This is a genomic window from Streptomyces sp. NPDC001380 (assembly GCF_042895785.1).
GTDB lineage: Bacteria > Actinomycetota > Actinomycetes > Streptomycetales > Streptomycetaceae > Peterkaempfera.
The window spans coordinates 487091-500754 of the sequence record NZ_JBIAWP010000001.1 but is presented as its reverse complement, the minus strand read 5'-3'; the positions used below and the strand labels follow the sequence as shown (position 1 = coordinate 500754).

Below are 13664 nucleotides of genomic sequence, written 5' to 3'. Positions count from 1 at the left end.
CGCCGCACCCCTCCGCATCCCCGCATCCCACCCCGTCCGTACGAGCCCCGCACAGGAGCACGCCATGGCCGCGCCCGCACCCCGCCCCGACGTGACCCCCTACCCGGTCGGCCTTCGCCTGGAGGGCCGCCGCACCGTCGTCGTCGGCGGCGGCCAGGTCGCCCAGCGGCGGCTGCCCGCCCTCATCGCGGCCGGCGCCGACGTGCACCTCATATCGCCCGCGACCACGCCCGCCGTGCAGGCCATGGCCGACGCGGGGGAGGTCGTCTGGCACGACCGCGGCTACGCCCCCGGCGACCTCGACGGCGCCTGGTACGCCCTGGTCGCCACCGACGACCCCGCCGTCAACGCCGCCGTCAGTGCCGAGGCCGAGGAGCGCCGCGTCTTCTGCGCCCGCGCCGACGACGCGTCCGCCGCCACCGCCTGGACCCCCGCCACCGGCCGGGACGGCTCGGTCACCGTCGCCGTGCTCTCCGGCGACCCCCGCCGCTCCGCCGCCCTGCGCAACGCCGTCGTCGAGGGCCTGCGCGACGGCTCGCTGAGCGCCCGCCACCACCGCGAGCGCGCCGTCGGCGTCGCCCTGGTCGGCGGCGGCCCCGGCGACCCCGACCTGATCACCGTCCGCGGCCGCCGCCTGCTGGCCGACGCCGACGTGGTCGTCGCCGACCGCCTCGCCCCCCGGGAGCTGATCGCCGAGCTGCCGCCGCACGTCGAGGTGATCGACGCCTCCAAGATCCCCTACGGTCGGGCGATGGCCCAGGAGGCCATCAACCGCACCCTGCTGGAGCACGCGAAGGCCGGCCGGTTCGTCGTCCGCCTCAAGGGCGGCGACCCGTACGTCTTCGGCCGCGGCATGGAGGAGGTCATCGCCTGCGCCGAGGCGGGCGTGCCGGTCACCGTCGTCCCCGGCATCTCCAGCTCCATCAGCGTCCCCGCCGCCGCCGGCATCCCGGTCACCCACCGCGGGATCACCCACGAGTTCACCGTCGTCTCCGGCCACGTCGCCCCGGACGACCCGCGCTCCCTCGTGGACTGGGAGGCCGCCGCCCGGATGCGCGGCACCCTGGTCCTGCTGATGGCCGTGGAGCGGATCGGGGCGATCGCCGACACCCTGATGGCCCACGGGCGGGCGGCCGACACCCCGGTCGCCGTCGTCCAGGAGGGCACCACGGCGGCCCAGCGCCGCGTCGACGCCACCCTCGCCACCGTCGCCGCCGTCGTCGCGGCCGAGGACGTCCGCCCGCCCGCGGTGGTCGTCGTCGGCGACGTCGTCTCCGTCCACGCGGGCTGACCCGCGGGAACCGGGCAGGCGGCCGGGAGGGCCTTCGTGCCAGACTCCCGCCATGCCGATCCGATACCCGCGCCCCCTGCGTCCCGGCGACCGCATCGCCGTCACCTCCCCGTCGAGCGGGGTCGGCGGCGAGCTCCACGAGCGCCTGCGGCTGGCGGTCCGCGCGGTGGAGGCCCGCGGCTACGAGGTGGTCGTCGGCCGCTGCATGGACGGCTCCGGACACGTCAGCGCCCCCGCGGCGGACCGTGCGGCCGAGCTGACGGAGATGCTGGCCGACCCCGGGATCGCCGCGGTGGTCCCCCCGTGGGGAGGGGAGACCGCGATCGACCTGCTGCCCCTGCTCGACTGGGACCGGCTGCGTGCGGCCGAGCCCACCTGGCTCGTCGGGTTCTCGGACATGTCGACCCTGCTCACCCCGCTGACGCTCCTCACCGGGGCCGCCACCCTGCACGGCAACAACCTCATGGACACCCCCTACCGCGTGCCCGACGGGCTGCTGTCGTGGCTGGACATCGCGGCCCTGCCGGCGGGAAGCCGGTTCGCCCAGACCCCGCCGGGCCGCCACCGGTCCTCGGGCTGGGCCGACTACCGGCTCTTCCCGCAGGTGGACGAGTACACGCTGGACACCCCCGGCACGTGGACCAGGCTGGACGGCGACGGCGACGTGGAGGTCCGGGGGCGCCTCATCGGCGGCTGCATCGAGACGCTGTGCAACGTGGCGGGCACGCCCTACGGGGACGTCACCGCGTTCGCCCGCGCCCACGCGCCCGAGGGGCTGCTCGTCTACGTGGAGGCGTTCGGCGACGACGCCTTCACGATCTGCCGCAATCTCCACGGGATGCGCCTCGCCGGGTTCTTCGACGCCGCCAACGCCGTCCTCGTCGGTCGCACCCGGGCGCCCGACCAGGACTCGCTCACCCAGCACGAAGCCGTGCTGGACGCGCTCGGCCCGCTGGGGGTGCCGATCGTCGCCGACGTCGAGTGCGGCCACGTCCCGCCGCACCTCCCCCTCGTCAACGGGGCCCGGGGCCGTCTCGTCCACACGGCGACCCGCCGTGAACTGGTGCAGACGCTGGACTGACGTCCCGGTGGCGGAGGGCGGCCCCGGGGCTGCCGGCACGCCGGACTGCGGACCGGCCCTGCCCGCGTCCGCCGCAGGCGGCAGGGGCGCCCTGCCGGACGCGCACGCTGCCCGTGCCCGGACGCCCGCCCCGACCGTCGTCGCCCGCCCCGGCGCCCACGGGGACCGGGCACGCGGGGGAGCCGTCCGCGGGTCCCCTCCCCGGGCCGGTTTGGGCCCGCGGCGCCGCAGCAGGCAGGATCGTTCCCGTGGCTGAGATCATCACCGTCGAGGACCCGGCGGACCCGCGCCTGGGCGACTACACCTCCCTCACCGACGTCGAGCTGCGGCGCCGCCGCGAGCCCGCCGAGGGCCTCTTCATCGCCGAGGGGGAGAAGGTCGTCCGCCGGGCGCTGGCCGCCGGCTACCGCATGCGGTCCATGATGCTCACCCCCAAGTGGACCGCGGTGATGCGCGACGTCATCGACGCCGCCGACGCCCCCGTGTACGAGGTCGCCCCCGCCGTCGCCGAGGCCGTCACCGGGTACCACGTGCACCGCGGCGCCCTCGCCTCCATGCAGCGCCGCGCCCTGCCCGACGCGGCCGCCCTGCTCGCGGGCACCGCCGGCGCCGCCGCACCCGTCCCGGACGGGCAGCCGGCCGCGGCCCCGCGCCGCGTCGCCGTCTTCGAGGACATCGTCGACCACGCCAACATCGGCGCCGCCTTCCGCAACGCCGCCGCCCTCGGCGTCGACGCGGTCCTCCTCACCCCCCGCTGCGCCGACCCGCTCTACCGCCGGGCGGTCAAGGTCTCCATGGGGACCGTCTTCCAGGTGCCGTGGACCCGTATCGACCCCTGGCCCGAGGGCATGCGGACCCTGCGCGACGCGGGCTACACCACGGCCGCGCTCACCCTCGACGAGGACGCGGTCGGCCTCGACGAGCTCGCCGCCCGCCGCTGCCCCCGGCTCGCCCTGGTCTTCGGGACCGAGGGCGACGGCCTGCGGCGGGCGACGGTCGCGGCCGCCGACCTCTCCGTGACCATCCCGATGGGCGGGGGAGTGGACTCCCTCAACGTCGCGGCGGCCTCGGCCGTGGCCTTCTACGCCCTGGCCCCGGAGCGCCGGGCCCGGTAGCGGACGGTCCGCCCGCACCGGCCCGTACCTGCCCGCACCTGTCCGTACCTGCCCGCACCTGCGCGCACCTGCCCGCACCGGCCTGCACCGGCGCGCACCTGCCCGCACCGGCCGGGCGGGGCGACGCCTGCCCCGGCCCCGACCCGCCGTGCGCCCCGGCTCCCACGGACGGCCCCCGCCCGCGTGGGCCGACGGGGCGGCGGTGCGGCGCCCCCCGCGTGGCGCGGCGGCGGTACGGGGACGCTCCCCTTCCCGGAGCGGGGAGCGGACCCCGCCGACCGCGCGGACGGAGCCGCCCTGACCACCGCACCCCGCCCCGCCCCCCGCCGCCCCGCCCCGGGCCGGGCGTCCCGGCCGTCACCGGGCCGCGGCGCCCCCGTCCCCACCGTCGGGGTCGAGGAGGAGTTCCTGCTGGTCGTCCCCGGCGCCGGGCGCGCGGTCCCCTACGGCCCCGAGGTCATCGGCCGGGCGGCCGGCCGGTTCGCGCCGGGCCGGATCCAGGCGGAGCTGTTCCCCACCCAGGTGGAGACCGCGAGCGTGCCGTGCACCGCCCTGCCCGACCTCCGCGCCGACCTCGCGCGCCTGCGCCGCGGCATCGCGGCCGCCGCCCGGGAGGAGGGCTGCCTGCCGGTGGCCTGCGGCACCGCCGTCCTGGCCGCCGCGGCGGAGGTGGACGTCACCGACGACCCCCGCTACCGCCGCATGGTGCACCGGTTCGGGCCGATCGCCCGGGGCCAGGCCGAGGGGGTCTGCGGGCTCCACGTGCACGTCGGCATCGAGGACCGCGACGAGGCCGTGCAGGTCGGCAACGGGCTGCGGCCCTGGCTGCCGGTCCTGGAGGCGCTGGCCGCCAACTCCCCGTTCCGCCACGGCCTGGACGCGGGCTACGCCAGCACCCGGGCCCTGGTCTGGGGCCGCTGGCCCGGCACGGGCCCGGCGCCCCTGTTCGCCTCCGCGAAGGCCTACGACGACCTGGTCGACGCCCTCGTGGACTCGGGGATGCTGCTCGACCGCAGGATGGTCTACTGGCACGCCCGCCTCTCCGAGCGGTACCCGACGGTCGAGGTCCGCGTCGCGGACTCCAACGACGACCTGGACACGGTGGTCCTCGTCGCAGCCCTCGTCCGGGGCCTGTGCGCGACGCTGCTGGCCGAGGTCCGCGCCGGGCGGACCGCCCCCGCCGTCCCCGGCGAACTGCTCCGCGCCGCGCACTGGCGCGCCGCCCGCGACGGGCTGGCGGGCCTCGGCCTGGACCCGTTGGCGTGCCGCCTGCGCCCGGCCGGGGACCTGCTGGAGGACCTGGTCCGCCGCGCCCGCCCCGGCCTGGAGGCGGCGGGGGACCACCGTGCCGTCGCCGCCCTGCTGGCGGGCGTCCTCCGGCGCGGCGGCGGGGCCGTCCGGCAGCGCGCCGCCTTCGACCGCCGCGGCGACCTCCGCGACGTGGTGCGCGCCCTGGCGGAGTCGACGGACGCCGCGGAGCCCGCGGACGGTGCGGAGACCGCGGCGGGCGGGTGACGCGGAGGGCGGGTGACGCGGCGGGCGGTGACGAGGCCTCCCACCGCCCCCCGGGGCACGGCGCCCGGTGCGGAGGCCGCTCCGCCTGCGCCCGCAGGCCCGGCCGCCGCCCGCGCACCCGCCCTCAGGTCCGCCGGAGGAGCCGCCCGCGCACCCGTCCGCCGCGCACCCGTCCGCCGGGGTTCAGTCCCCGCCGCCCGTGCCCACGCCCCCTGCGCCGGGCCAGGACTCCTCCAGGGTGCCGTCGCCCCGCACGGTGTAGCGGGTGGCCGTACTGCCCTGCGCGCCCGGCACCCGCTCCTCGCGGATCAGCGCCCCGCCCGTGATCCGCCAGACGGCGGCCGCCCGCGGGTCCGCCGCGGAGGACCGGGCGGCCAGCAGCACCGGGGAGCCGCCGGAGAAGCCGAAGAGCTCGACCAGGTCCACCGGCACGGACCCCTCGGTGCGGTTGAGCACGACCACCGCGGCCGGGGCGCCCCGGTAGCGGGCGGAGAGCACGGTGGTCAGCGTGACCCGGGCGCCGCCGGGCGCGGCCCGCCCGTCGCGCAGCCGGATGGCCGGGCCCTCGCCCGGGTCCGGGTAGCTGCGGTTGGCCCAGTCCACCCCGGGCGGGGCGTCCGCGGACGCCGCCAGCGCGCCGTCGGCGGTCGCGCCGCCCGCCGGCCGGGAGGCGGCGGGGGCCGGTGCCACGGCCGCCGCGCCGCCCGCCGCGCCGCCCGCCCGGTCGACCGACTGGTGGAAGCCCGTGCGGACGTCCTGCGGCCTGGGCATGCCCTGGCCGTTGCGGTCGCGGCAGCCCTGGGCCGCCGCGATGGCGAGGGCCACCCCCGCCGTCACCGTGACGAAGACGACCAGCCGCTGGCGCAGCAGCCGGCGCCGCTCGGGCGCGGTCCGGCCCGGCCCGTTCCGGCCCGGTGCGGTCCGTCCCGGCGCCGGGGTGCGCTGGCGGTCGGCGGACGGCCGGGGCCGCCCGCCGGTGCGGGCGCCGCCGGGCGGGGCGGGGTGGTGCCCTCCGGCCCCGGAGCCGTGCTGGCCCGCGCCGTGCTGGGCTGGGCCGTGCTGGGCTGGGCCGTGCTGGCCCGCGCCGTGCGGCATCGGGGCGGTCGGCGGCTGGCCGGCGGGCCGCCGCTGCGGGGCGGGGCGCCCCTCCCCGGACGGCCGCCGCGGCGGCCGCCGCTCCCCGGCGGGGGCCCGCCCGTCGGCCGCGGCCGCGCCGTCCCCGGCCGCGGCGCGGCCCGCGGCGCCGCGGGCCGCCAGCTCCCGCAGCCGCTCGTACAGCTGGACCGTCCCCGGGCGGTCGGCCGGCTCCTTGGCCAGGCAGGCCCGGATCAGCGGCGCCAGCGGTCCGGGCACCCCCGACAGGTCCGGCTCCTCGTGCACCACCCGGTAGAGCATCACCTCGGAGGTGCCGGCACCGAAGGGCGAGTCGCCGCAGGCCGCGTACGCCAGCGTCGCGCCGAGGGCGAAGACGTCGGTCGCCGGTGTCACCGGCGCGCCGCGCACCTGCTCGGGGGCGAGGAAGCCGGGTGAGCCGACGGCGGTGCCCACGTGCGTGAGCGTGCTGGCGCCCAGCGACCACGCGATGCCGAAGTCGATGATCCGCGGGCCCTTCGGCGAGAGCAGGATGTTGGAGGGCTTCAGGTCGCGGTGGACCACCCCGGCCTCGTGCACGTGGACCAGGCCCTCGGCGAGCGCCGAGCCCACGGACGCCACCTCGTGCCACGGCAGCGGCCCCTCGTCGCCGACCCGCTTGTACAGCGACGGGCCGGGCACGTACGCGGTCGCCAGCCACGGCCGCTCCGCGTCGATGTCGGCGGCGACGAGCCGGACGGTGCAGCCCCCCCGGATCCGGGAGGCGGCGGCGACCTCGCGTGCGAAGCGGGTGCGGAACTCCGGGTCGCCGGCCAGCTCGGCGCGGATCAGCTTGAGGGCGACGCGCTGCCCGCGCCGGTCGGAGCCGAGGTACACGACCCCCATGCCGCCGGTGCCCAGCCTCCGGTGCAGCCGGTAGGAGCCGACGACGCGCGGATCCTCTCGCCGGAGCCGCATCAACGCCATTCGCTTCCCGCCGCCTCAATCCCCCGCACCGGGGCCTCGCCTGACCTCTCCCGGGACAGCTTACGGACTGCCCGCAGCGGTGTGCCGACACGCAACGCACGTACGGGCGCCGGGATCCCGCGCCGGGGGCCCGCGCCGGGGGCCCCGCCGGGCGGCCGCTCCCGGGACCGGACGCCGGCCGCTGCCGGGCTTTGAGGCGCGCCGCGGAAAACCGGGAGACAACGGGCGTGCGGCCCTCCACCATGGTGTCGCCGCGGCCGTCGGGGGCAGGGACTGCCCGACGGGGCGTCAGTCGTGCTCACGGGTGGGGAGTTCTCAGGTGGGAGCCGTGACGGAGGGGCGGCGTGCAGCCGTCTCGGGGTCGTTCTCGGGGTTGTCCCGGGGTGGCGGAGGCGCGGCCTCCGCCTCTGGTAGTACGCCTGCAGCCCCGGCGTCATCCTCCGGGATGCCGCAAGGACGGTACGCGGGCATGAGGACCGGGCGCCCCCGCCGCGCCTACGGTGGTGACCAGCGGTGGACGGGACGCTCGTCCCCCGAGGTACACCGTCCACCGCGCCGGACCGGGTGCCCCGGGCAGCGGCACGCCGACCCGTGCCGCTGCCCGCGGGAGCACTCCCCGCAGCACCATCACCACCCGCAGGAAAGACGACAGGGCAGACGAGGAGCCAGGGCCATGGCCGTGCAGTTCGGAGGGCCGGCGCGGCGCCGCTGGACGCCGGTCCACGGCCGTCCCGCGGGCGAGACCCGCCACCCGCTGGTGGCGGTCGCGATCGCGGCGCCCGTCGCCGCCCTGCTGGCCGTGGCCTTCGGCGGCTGGCACCAGCTGGTGGTCCAGGCCCAGTCCGTCGCCGCCATGATCGGGCGCTGATCCCCGGGGCAGGGGAGCGGCGCCGGCCGGAGCGCGGTGCGCGTTCGCGTGGGACACGCGGACGGGCGGGCGACGCGCACCGCACCGGCCGTACGGTGGCCCCGCGTCCGGACGCCGGTGAGGGCGTCCGGACGCGGCGGCCACCCTCCGCCGCGGACGTGCTTGACTCGTCCGCCATGGACCTGCCCGCCCCGGACCCGCCCGCCGCGGACCCCCCTCCCGGCGCCCGCCCCCGTGCGGACGCCCCGCACCCCTCGCGGGCCGACGCCCTCCTGCGGTCGGCCGGCCGCGCCCTGCTGCCGCCCGCCGACCGGGACGCCGTCCCGCAGGTGCTCGCGGACCGCCCCGACGGCACCGTGCTGCGCTTCGGCGCGACCGTCCTCAAGGCCCACGCCCCCGGCACCGGCCGCGCGGCCCTGGAGGCCCGGCTGGACGCCGCAGCCGGGCCCGCCCTGCGCACCGTGCTGCTCCCCCCGCTCCCCGTACCGGGCTCCGGCCGGCTCCTGGCGGAGGCCGGCGGCCTCCTGGTCACCGCCTGGCCCGCGGGCCGGCCGGTGGCACCGGACGCCCCGGAGCTGGCCCCCTGGGAGCAGGCCGGGGCCCTGGCCGCCCGCCTCCACGCGGTCCCGCCCCCGCCCGGCCTGCCGCCCATGGGCGGCCCCGCGAAGGTGGCCGCCGCCCTGCGCCGGCTGGACGCCGCCGCCGGGGCCCACCCGGCCGGCGCCGCCGCCGTCCGCGCGGCCTGCGCCACGCTGCCCGCCTGGGCCCGGGGGGCCGCCGAGCCCCCGGCGCACCCCGCGCCCCGGCTGGTCCACGGCGACCTGCACCTGGGCCAGCTGGTCCGCCTGCCGGGCGCGCCGCCCGGCGACCCGCACCGGGGCTGGCGGCTCATCGACGTCGACGACCTGGGCCGGGGCGACCCCGCCTGGGACCTCGCCCGCCCCGCGGCCTGGTACGCCGCCGGCCTGCTGCCGCCCGGCCCCTGGCAGCGCTTCCTCGCCGCCTACCGCGGGGCCGGCGGTCCCGCGCTGCCGGACGGCCCCGCCGACCCCTGGACGGTGCTGGAGGTCCCGGCGAGGGCGCTGGTCGTGCAGCTCGCCGCGCTCGCACTGGTCCGCGCGGCCCGCGAGGGCCGGGAGCCCGACGAGGTCGAGCGGCTCGTGCTCGACGCCTGCGCCCGGATCGCCGGGACCGCCCCGGCGCCCGGTCAGTAGGGTGGCTTCCGCCGCCGTGCGCCGCGTGCGCCGGCGGCCGCCCGCGAGACGGGGGCCCGCCGGACGCGGGCCCCGGAGATGAGGGGATGAGCGAGATGTACCAGTGTCCCAAGTGCCGTGGCACCATGCGCACCTACGACCGCCACGGGGTGCACATCGAGCAGTGCGACAACTGCCGGGGCGTGTTCCTCGACTACGGGGAGCTGGAGTCGCTGACCGCGATGGAGGCCCGCTGGTCCCAGCAGGCGCCGCCGCCCCCGGCCGCGCCGATGCCGCCCGCCCCGCCGGCCGGCTACGGCCACGCCGCCCCCGCCTGGGGAGCCCCGCACCACGGCGGGCACCACGGCGGCCACGGGTACGGCCACCACGGGCACAAGGGCTTCGCCCACATGCTCTTCTCGTCGTGACGCGCCGTCCCTGACGGTCCGCCACCCGGTTGCCGCCCGGCTGCCGCCGGGCCTCCCGCCCGGCGGCACCGGCCGGCCGCCGCCGGACCGCGGGGCCCGGAGCGCCGGGGAGCGCCGGGAACGTCCGGACACGACGAAGGCCGCCGTCCCGTGGGACGGCGGCCTCGAAATCTGCCGTGGGTGGGCGATACTGGGATCGAACCAGTGACCCCTACCGTGTCAAGGTAGTGCTCTCCCGCTGAGCTAATCGCCCGTGACGCCCGCCGGAGCGGCCGTACGGTTGGTGCAGAGTGGACGATACTGGGATTGAACCAGTGACCCCTACCGTGTCAAGGTAGTGCTCTCCCGCTGAGCTAATCGTCCTGGCGGCCGGCGTGCCGGTCGTCGGGGTGGTGCGCGCCGGGGCGCGACCGTCGGACCCGGAGGTCCGGTGGGCGATACTGGGATCGAACCAGTGACCCCTACCGTGTCAAGGTAGTGCTCTCCCGCTGAGCTAATCGCCCTTGAGGTCCCCGGAGAACCGGGTGCCCCATGGAGGTGGAGACGGGATTTGAACCCGTGTAGACGGCTTTGCAGGCCGTTGCCTCGCCTCTCGGCCACTCCACCGAGCGAAGGACCCGGAGGTCCTTCTCCGAGCGGACGACGAGATTCGAACTCGCGACCCTCACCTTGGCAAGGTGATGCTCTACCAACTGAGCCACGTCCGCATGATCTCCGGTGGGCTTCCCCGCTTCCTGCGGCTCCGCTCCCCGGCGACGTCATGAACTTTAGCGGATTCCTTCGCCAGCTCAAATTCCGTATCCGCAGCGTGGCGCCCTGCCGCGGCGGTACCCATGCGTCACAGCCGCCGCAGGAGCCACAGCAGCCCCGCCCGCAACGGCTCCCGGTCCCCGCCGCGACCTACACTTCCGCAGACCCGGCCCGTTCCGGCGCGCCCCGCCCGGCGCGTCCCGGGCCGCGCCGCGCGACCCGTCGCCGGCACCCGCAGTCCCGTCCCGCCACCGCTTCGGGCCCCGTCCCGCAGTCCCGTCCCGCCGCGTCCAGCCCCGTCCCCAGCAGGAGCACCCACCGTGTCCGGCACCACCTCCCGCCGCCCCGCCGCCCCCGGCCTGCCGCCCCTGGCGCGCTTCGGCGACCGGGTCGCCACCGGCCTGCGCGACGTGACGCACGACCCGGCGGCCCTGGACTCGGCCGGCTTCTGGGCCGTCGTGGCGGACTTCGAGGGCCGCACCACCTGCGCCCGCTTCGACGAGGTGCGCCCCGCCCCCGCCCCGCCGCCGACCGCCGGCTGGCGCGGCCCGGCCCGCACCGCCTGGCGCAGCTCCCTCGACCGCGCCGCCTACACCGCGGGCGTCCGCCGCATCCGCGAGCACATCGCGGCCGGTGAGGTGTACCAGGCCAACCTCTGCCGGGTCCTCTCCGCCCCGCTGCCCGACCCCGCCCGGACCGACGTCGACGCCCTCACCGGCCTCCTCGCCCGCGGCAACCCCGCCCCCTACGCGGGCACGGTCCGGCTCCCGGCCCGCGGCGTCGAGGTCGCCACCGCCTCGCCCGAGCTGTACCTGCGCCGCACCGGCGCCACCGTGCTCTCCGGCCCGATCAAGGGGACCGGCCGCACCGAGGCGGACCTGCTGGAGAAGGACCACGCCGAGAACGTGATGATCGTCGACCTGGTCCGCAACGACATCGGACGCGTCTGCGCCACCGGCAGCGTGACCGTCCCCGACCTGTGCGCGGTGGAGAAGCACCCCGGCCTCGTCCACCTCGTCTCCACCGTGCAGGGCATCCTGCGCCCGGGGGCCGGCTGGTCCGACCTGCTGGCCGCGACCTTCCCGCCCGGCTCCGTCACCGGCGCGCCCAAGTCCAGCGCGCTGCGGATCATCGAGGCCCTGGAGACCGCCCCCCGCGGCCCGTACTGCGGCGCCGTCGGCTGGGTCGACGCCGACCGCGGCGAGGCGGAGCTCGCCGTCGGCATCCGCACCTTCTGGCTCGACCGCGCCGACCCGGCCGCCCCCGTCGTCCGCTTCGGCACCGGCGCGGGCATCACCTGGGGCTCCGACCCCGACCGCGAGTGGGACGAGACCGAGCTCAAGGCCGCCCGGCTGCTGGCTGTAGCGTCGGAGCCGGAGCAGCCGGCGTGACCCCGCGCCCGGGCACCTGCCCCACCGTGCCCGGGCACCGGCCCCACCGCGCCCGACCGCGCCCGACCGGGCCCCGCACAGAAGCCGCGCCCCACCGAGAAGCCCGCCCCACCGAGAAGGAGTGCATGCCGATGATCTGGGTCAACGGTTCCCTGGCGGACCCCGCGGAGGCCGCCGTCTCCGTACTGGACCACGGCCTCACCGTGGGCGACGGCGTCTTCGAGACCCTCAAGGCCGTCGACGGGCGCGCCTTCGCCGTCACCCGCCACCTGGACCGGCTCGCCCGCTCCGCCGCCGGACTCGGCCTGCCCGAGCCCGACCAGGACCTGGTCCGCCGCGCCTGCGACGAGGTGCTCCGGGCGCAGCCGATGCCGCTGGGCCGTCTGCGGATCACCTACACCGGCGGCCTCTCCCCGCTCGGCTCCGACCGCGGCGACGCGCCCCCCACCCTGGTCGTCGCCCTCGGCCCCGCCTCGCCCCGCCCCGACACCACCGCCGCGGTCACGGTGGAGTGGACCCGCAACGAGCACAGCGCCGTCGCCGGCCTGAAGACCACCTCGTACGCGGAGAACGTCGTCGCCCTCGCCCACGCCCACCGGCGCGGCGCCTCCGAGGCCCTGTTCGCGAACACCGCCGGCATGCTCTGCGAGGGCACCGGCTCCAACGTCTTCGTGGTCGTCGGGGGCCGCCTGCTCACGCCGCCGCTCACCTCCGGCTGCCTGGCGGGCGTCACCCGCGCCCTGGTCGCCGAGTGGCTCGGCGCGGAGGAGGCCGACCTGCCGCTGTCGGTGCTGCAGGAGGCCGACGAGGTCCTCCTGACCTCGACCCTCCGGGACGTCCAGGCCGTGCACCGCGTCGACGGGCGCGACCTGCCGGGCGCCCCCGGCCCGGTCGCCGCCAAGGCCATGGCCGTCTTCGCCGAGCGCAGCGCGGACGACGTCGACCCGTGACGGGTCCCGGGACGGGCCCGTGACCGGTACCGGGCACCGGCACCCGGAACCGGTACCCGCGCCGCCCGCCCGGCGGTAGCCTCGGCCGCGTCCGCCGCCCACCCGCACCACCTGCGGGCACGGCGGCGACGGCGGCCGATCCGGAGAGGCGGGAGGACCCACCCCATGACGACGACGCTGCGCCCCGACGGCCCCGAGGAGCCCCTGCCCGGCGGCGGCCGCACCCGCCGCTACGCCGTGTGCGTCAACGGCAGGCCGGTCGGCTCCCTGCGCGCCGCAGCCCACGCCGGACCGGGCGGGCCCCTCGGGGAGATCGCCGGCCTGGAGGTCACCGAGGGCCGCCGGCGGGGGCGCGGCACGGTCGCCGCACTGGCCGCCGAGGAGGTGCTGCGCGGCTGGGGCTGCACCCGCGTCGACGTGGCCGTCCCCGAGGAGTGCGGGGGCGCCCTGCGCCTGGCGGAGGCCCTGGGCTACCGCGAGCGCTCCCGCACCATGGCCAAGCACCTCGCCGGGCCGCCCCCGCCGATGCCGGAGGGACTCACCGCGCGGCCCGTCGCCGCGGACGCCTTCCCGGCGTGGCTGGCCGCCCAGCAGGAGGGCTACACCGCGTCGCTGGCCGGCTCCGGCCTCAGCGAGGCGCAGGCCCGCCACAAGGCCGCCGCGGACTGCCGGGCGCTGCTGCCGGACGGGCCGGACACCCCGGGCACGGTCCTGCGCCACCTGGTGCCGGAGGACGCGCCGCCCGGCGCCGGACCGCTCGGCGGCCTCTGGCTCCGGCTGGGCGGCCTGCCGGGCCATCCGGGCGGGCCCGCCTGGGTCCTGGACGTCGAGGTCGCCGCACACGCCCGCGGCCGCGGGTACGGGCGCGCCCTCATGCTGCTCGCCGAGCGCTGCTGCGCGGAGGCGGGCGTCCACGACCTGGAGCTCAACGTCTTCGCGGGGAACGCGGCCGCCCTCGGCCTGTACACCTCCCTCGGCTACCGGACCACCCGCCGCACCCTCGGCAAGCCGCTGGCCTGACGCC

The 13664-nt window shown here is 78.6% G+C and carries 10 protein-coding genes, 5 tRNA genes and 1 pseudogene; 10 read left to right on the top strand and 6 right to left on the bottom strand.

The features are described 5' to 3' along the window. Nucleotides 1-64 precede the first annotated feature (64 nt). The 4 genes from cobA to ACFY07_RS02260 all read left to right on the top strand — a co-directional run bounded on the left by cobA (nt 65) and on the right by ACFY07_RS02260 (nt 5002). Entirely contained in the window at nt 65-1291 is a 1227-nt protein-coding gene (gene cobA, locus ACFY07_RS02275; RefSeq protein WP_230647781.1) for a uroporphyrinogen-III C-methyltransferase, read from the top strand. Between the two features lie 52 nt (nt 1292-1343). Then, nucleotides 1344-2372, top strand: a complete 1029-nt coding sequence (locus ACFY07_RS02270; RefSeq protein ID WP_390866971.1) for a S66 peptidase family protein — start codon at nt 1344-1346, stop codon at nt 2370-2372. Between the two features lie 248 nt (nt 2373-2620). Further along, entirely contained in the window at nt 2621-3487 is an 867-nt protein-coding gene (locus tag ACFY07_RS02265) for an RNA methyltransferase (protein ID WP_230647777.1), read from the top strand. A gap of 183 nt (nt 3488-3670) precedes the next feature. Continuing rightward, nucleotides 3671-5002: a glutamate--cysteine ligase gene (locus tag ACFY07_RS02260; protein ID WP_390866969.1), complete on the top strand. Its 1332-nt coding sequence runs from the start codon at nt 3671-3673 to the stop codon at nt 5000-5002. A 789-nt stretch (nt 5003-5791) separates the two neighbouring features. Here ACFY07_RS02260 and ACFY07_RS02255 read toward each other — a convergent pair. Beyond that, nucleotides 5792-7060 (bottom strand): annotated as a pseudogene (locus ACFY07_RS02255) (protein kinase); the annotation flags it as partial. Nucleotides 7061-7733: 673 nt separating this feature from the next. Here ACFY07_RS02255 and ACFY07_RS02250 point away from each other — a divergent pair. The 3 genes from ACFY07_RS02250 to ACFY07_RS02240 all read left to right on the top strand — a co-directional run bounded on the left by ACFY07_RS02250 (nt 7734) and on the right by ACFY07_RS02240 (nt 9549). Beyond that, nucleotides 7734-7928, top strand: a complete 195-nt coding sequence (locus tag ACFY07_RS02250; protein ID WP_390866967.1) for a hypothetical protein — start codon at nt 7734-7736, stop codon at nt 7926-7928. Nucleotides 7929-8104: 176 nt separating this feature from the next. After that, nucleotides 8105-9142, top strand: coding sequence for a phosphotransferase (locus ACFY07_RS02245; protein ID WP_390866966.1), 1038 nt, complete (start codon nt 8105-8107; stop codon nt 9140-9142). Nucleotides 9143-9237: 95 nt separating this feature from the next. Further along, the gene (locus ACFY07_RS02240) at nt 9238-9549 is read left to right on the top strand and encodes a zf-TFIIB domain-containing protein (protein WP_230647942.1); all 312 of its coding nucleotides are present in this window, start codon (nt 9238-9240) and stop codon (nt 9547-9549) included. A gap of 181 nt (nt 9550-9730) precedes the next feature. Here ACFY07_RS02240 and ACFY07_RS02235 read toward each other — a convergent pair. From ACFY07_RS02235 to ACFY07_RS02215, 5 genes are all read right to left on the bottom strand, one after another. Next, nucleotides 9731-9802 (bottom strand) — tRNA-Val (locus ACFY07_RS02235). 38 nt (nt 9803-9840) lie between these two features. Beyond that, nucleotides 9841-9912 (bottom strand) — tRNA-Val (locus tag ACFY07_RS02230). A gap of 68 nt (nt 9913-9980) precedes the next feature. After that, a tRNA-Val gene (locus tag ACFY07_RS02225) sits at nt 9981-10052 on the bottom strand. Nucleotides 10053-10081: 29 nt separating this feature from the next. Then, a tRNA-Cys gene (locus ACFY07_RS02220) sits at nt 10082-10155 on the bottom strand. Nucleotides 10156-10183: 28 nt separating this feature from the next. Next, nucleotides 10184-10256: transfer RNA gene (locus ACFY07_RS02215), tRNA-Gly, on the bottom strand. Between the two features lie 363 nt (nt 10257-10619). Between ACFY07_RS02215 and ACFY07_RS02210 the strand changes: the two genes are divergently transcribed. The 3 genes from ACFY07_RS02210 (at nt 10620) to ACFY07_RS02200 (ending at nt 13660) form a co-directional block, all read left to right on the top strand. Further along, nucleotides 10620-11690, top strand: a complete 1071-nt coding sequence (locus ACFY07_RS02210; protein ID WP_390866965.1) for a chorismate-binding protein — start codon at nt 10620-10622, stop codon at nt 11688-11690. 125 nt (nt 11691-11815) lie between these two features. Then, the gene (locus ACFY07_RS02205; protein WP_390866964.1) at nt 11816-12640 is read left to right on the top strand and encodes an aminotransferase class IV; all 825 of its coding nucleotides are present in this window, start codon (nt 11816-11818) and stop codon (nt 12638-12640) included. Nucleotides 12641-12805: 165 nt separating this feature from the next. Then, a complete protein-coding gene (locus ACFY07_RS02200) occupies nt 12806-13660 on the top strand; it encodes a GNAT family N-acetyltransferase (RefSeq protein WP_390866962.1) in 855 nt (284 codons plus the stop codon). The last annotated feature ends 4 nt before the right edge of the window (nt 13661-13664 follow it).

Coding starts and splice junctions, on each gene's coding strand:
- ACFY07_RS02240 (WP_230647942.1), top strand. CDS start 9,238: ATGTACCAGTGTCCCAAGTGCCGTGGCACCATGCGCACCTACGACCGC.
- ACFY07_RS02245 (WP_390866966.1), top strand. CDS start 8,105: ATGGACCTGCCCGCCCCGGACCCGCCCGCCGCGGACCCCCCTCCCGGC.
- cobA (WP_230647781.1), top strand. CDS start 65: ATGGCCGCGCCCGCACCCCGCCCCGACGTGACCCCCTACCCGGTCGGC.
- ACFY07_RS02270 (WP_390866971.1), top strand. CDS start 1,344: ATGCCGATCCGATACCCGCGCCCCCTGCGTCCCGGCGACCGCATCGCC.
- ACFY07_RS02250 (WP_390866967.1), top strand. CDS start 7,734: ATGGCCGTGCAGTTCGGAGGGCCGGCGCGGCGCCGCTGGACGCCGGTC.
- ACFY07_RS02200 (WP_390866962.1), top strand. CDS start 12,806: ATGACGACGACGCTGCGCCCCGACGGCCCCGAGGAGCCCCTGCCCGGC.
- ACFY07_RS02205 (WP_390866964.1), top strand. CDS start 11,816: ATGCCGATGATCTGGGTCAACGGTTCCCTGGCGGACCCCGCGGAGGCC.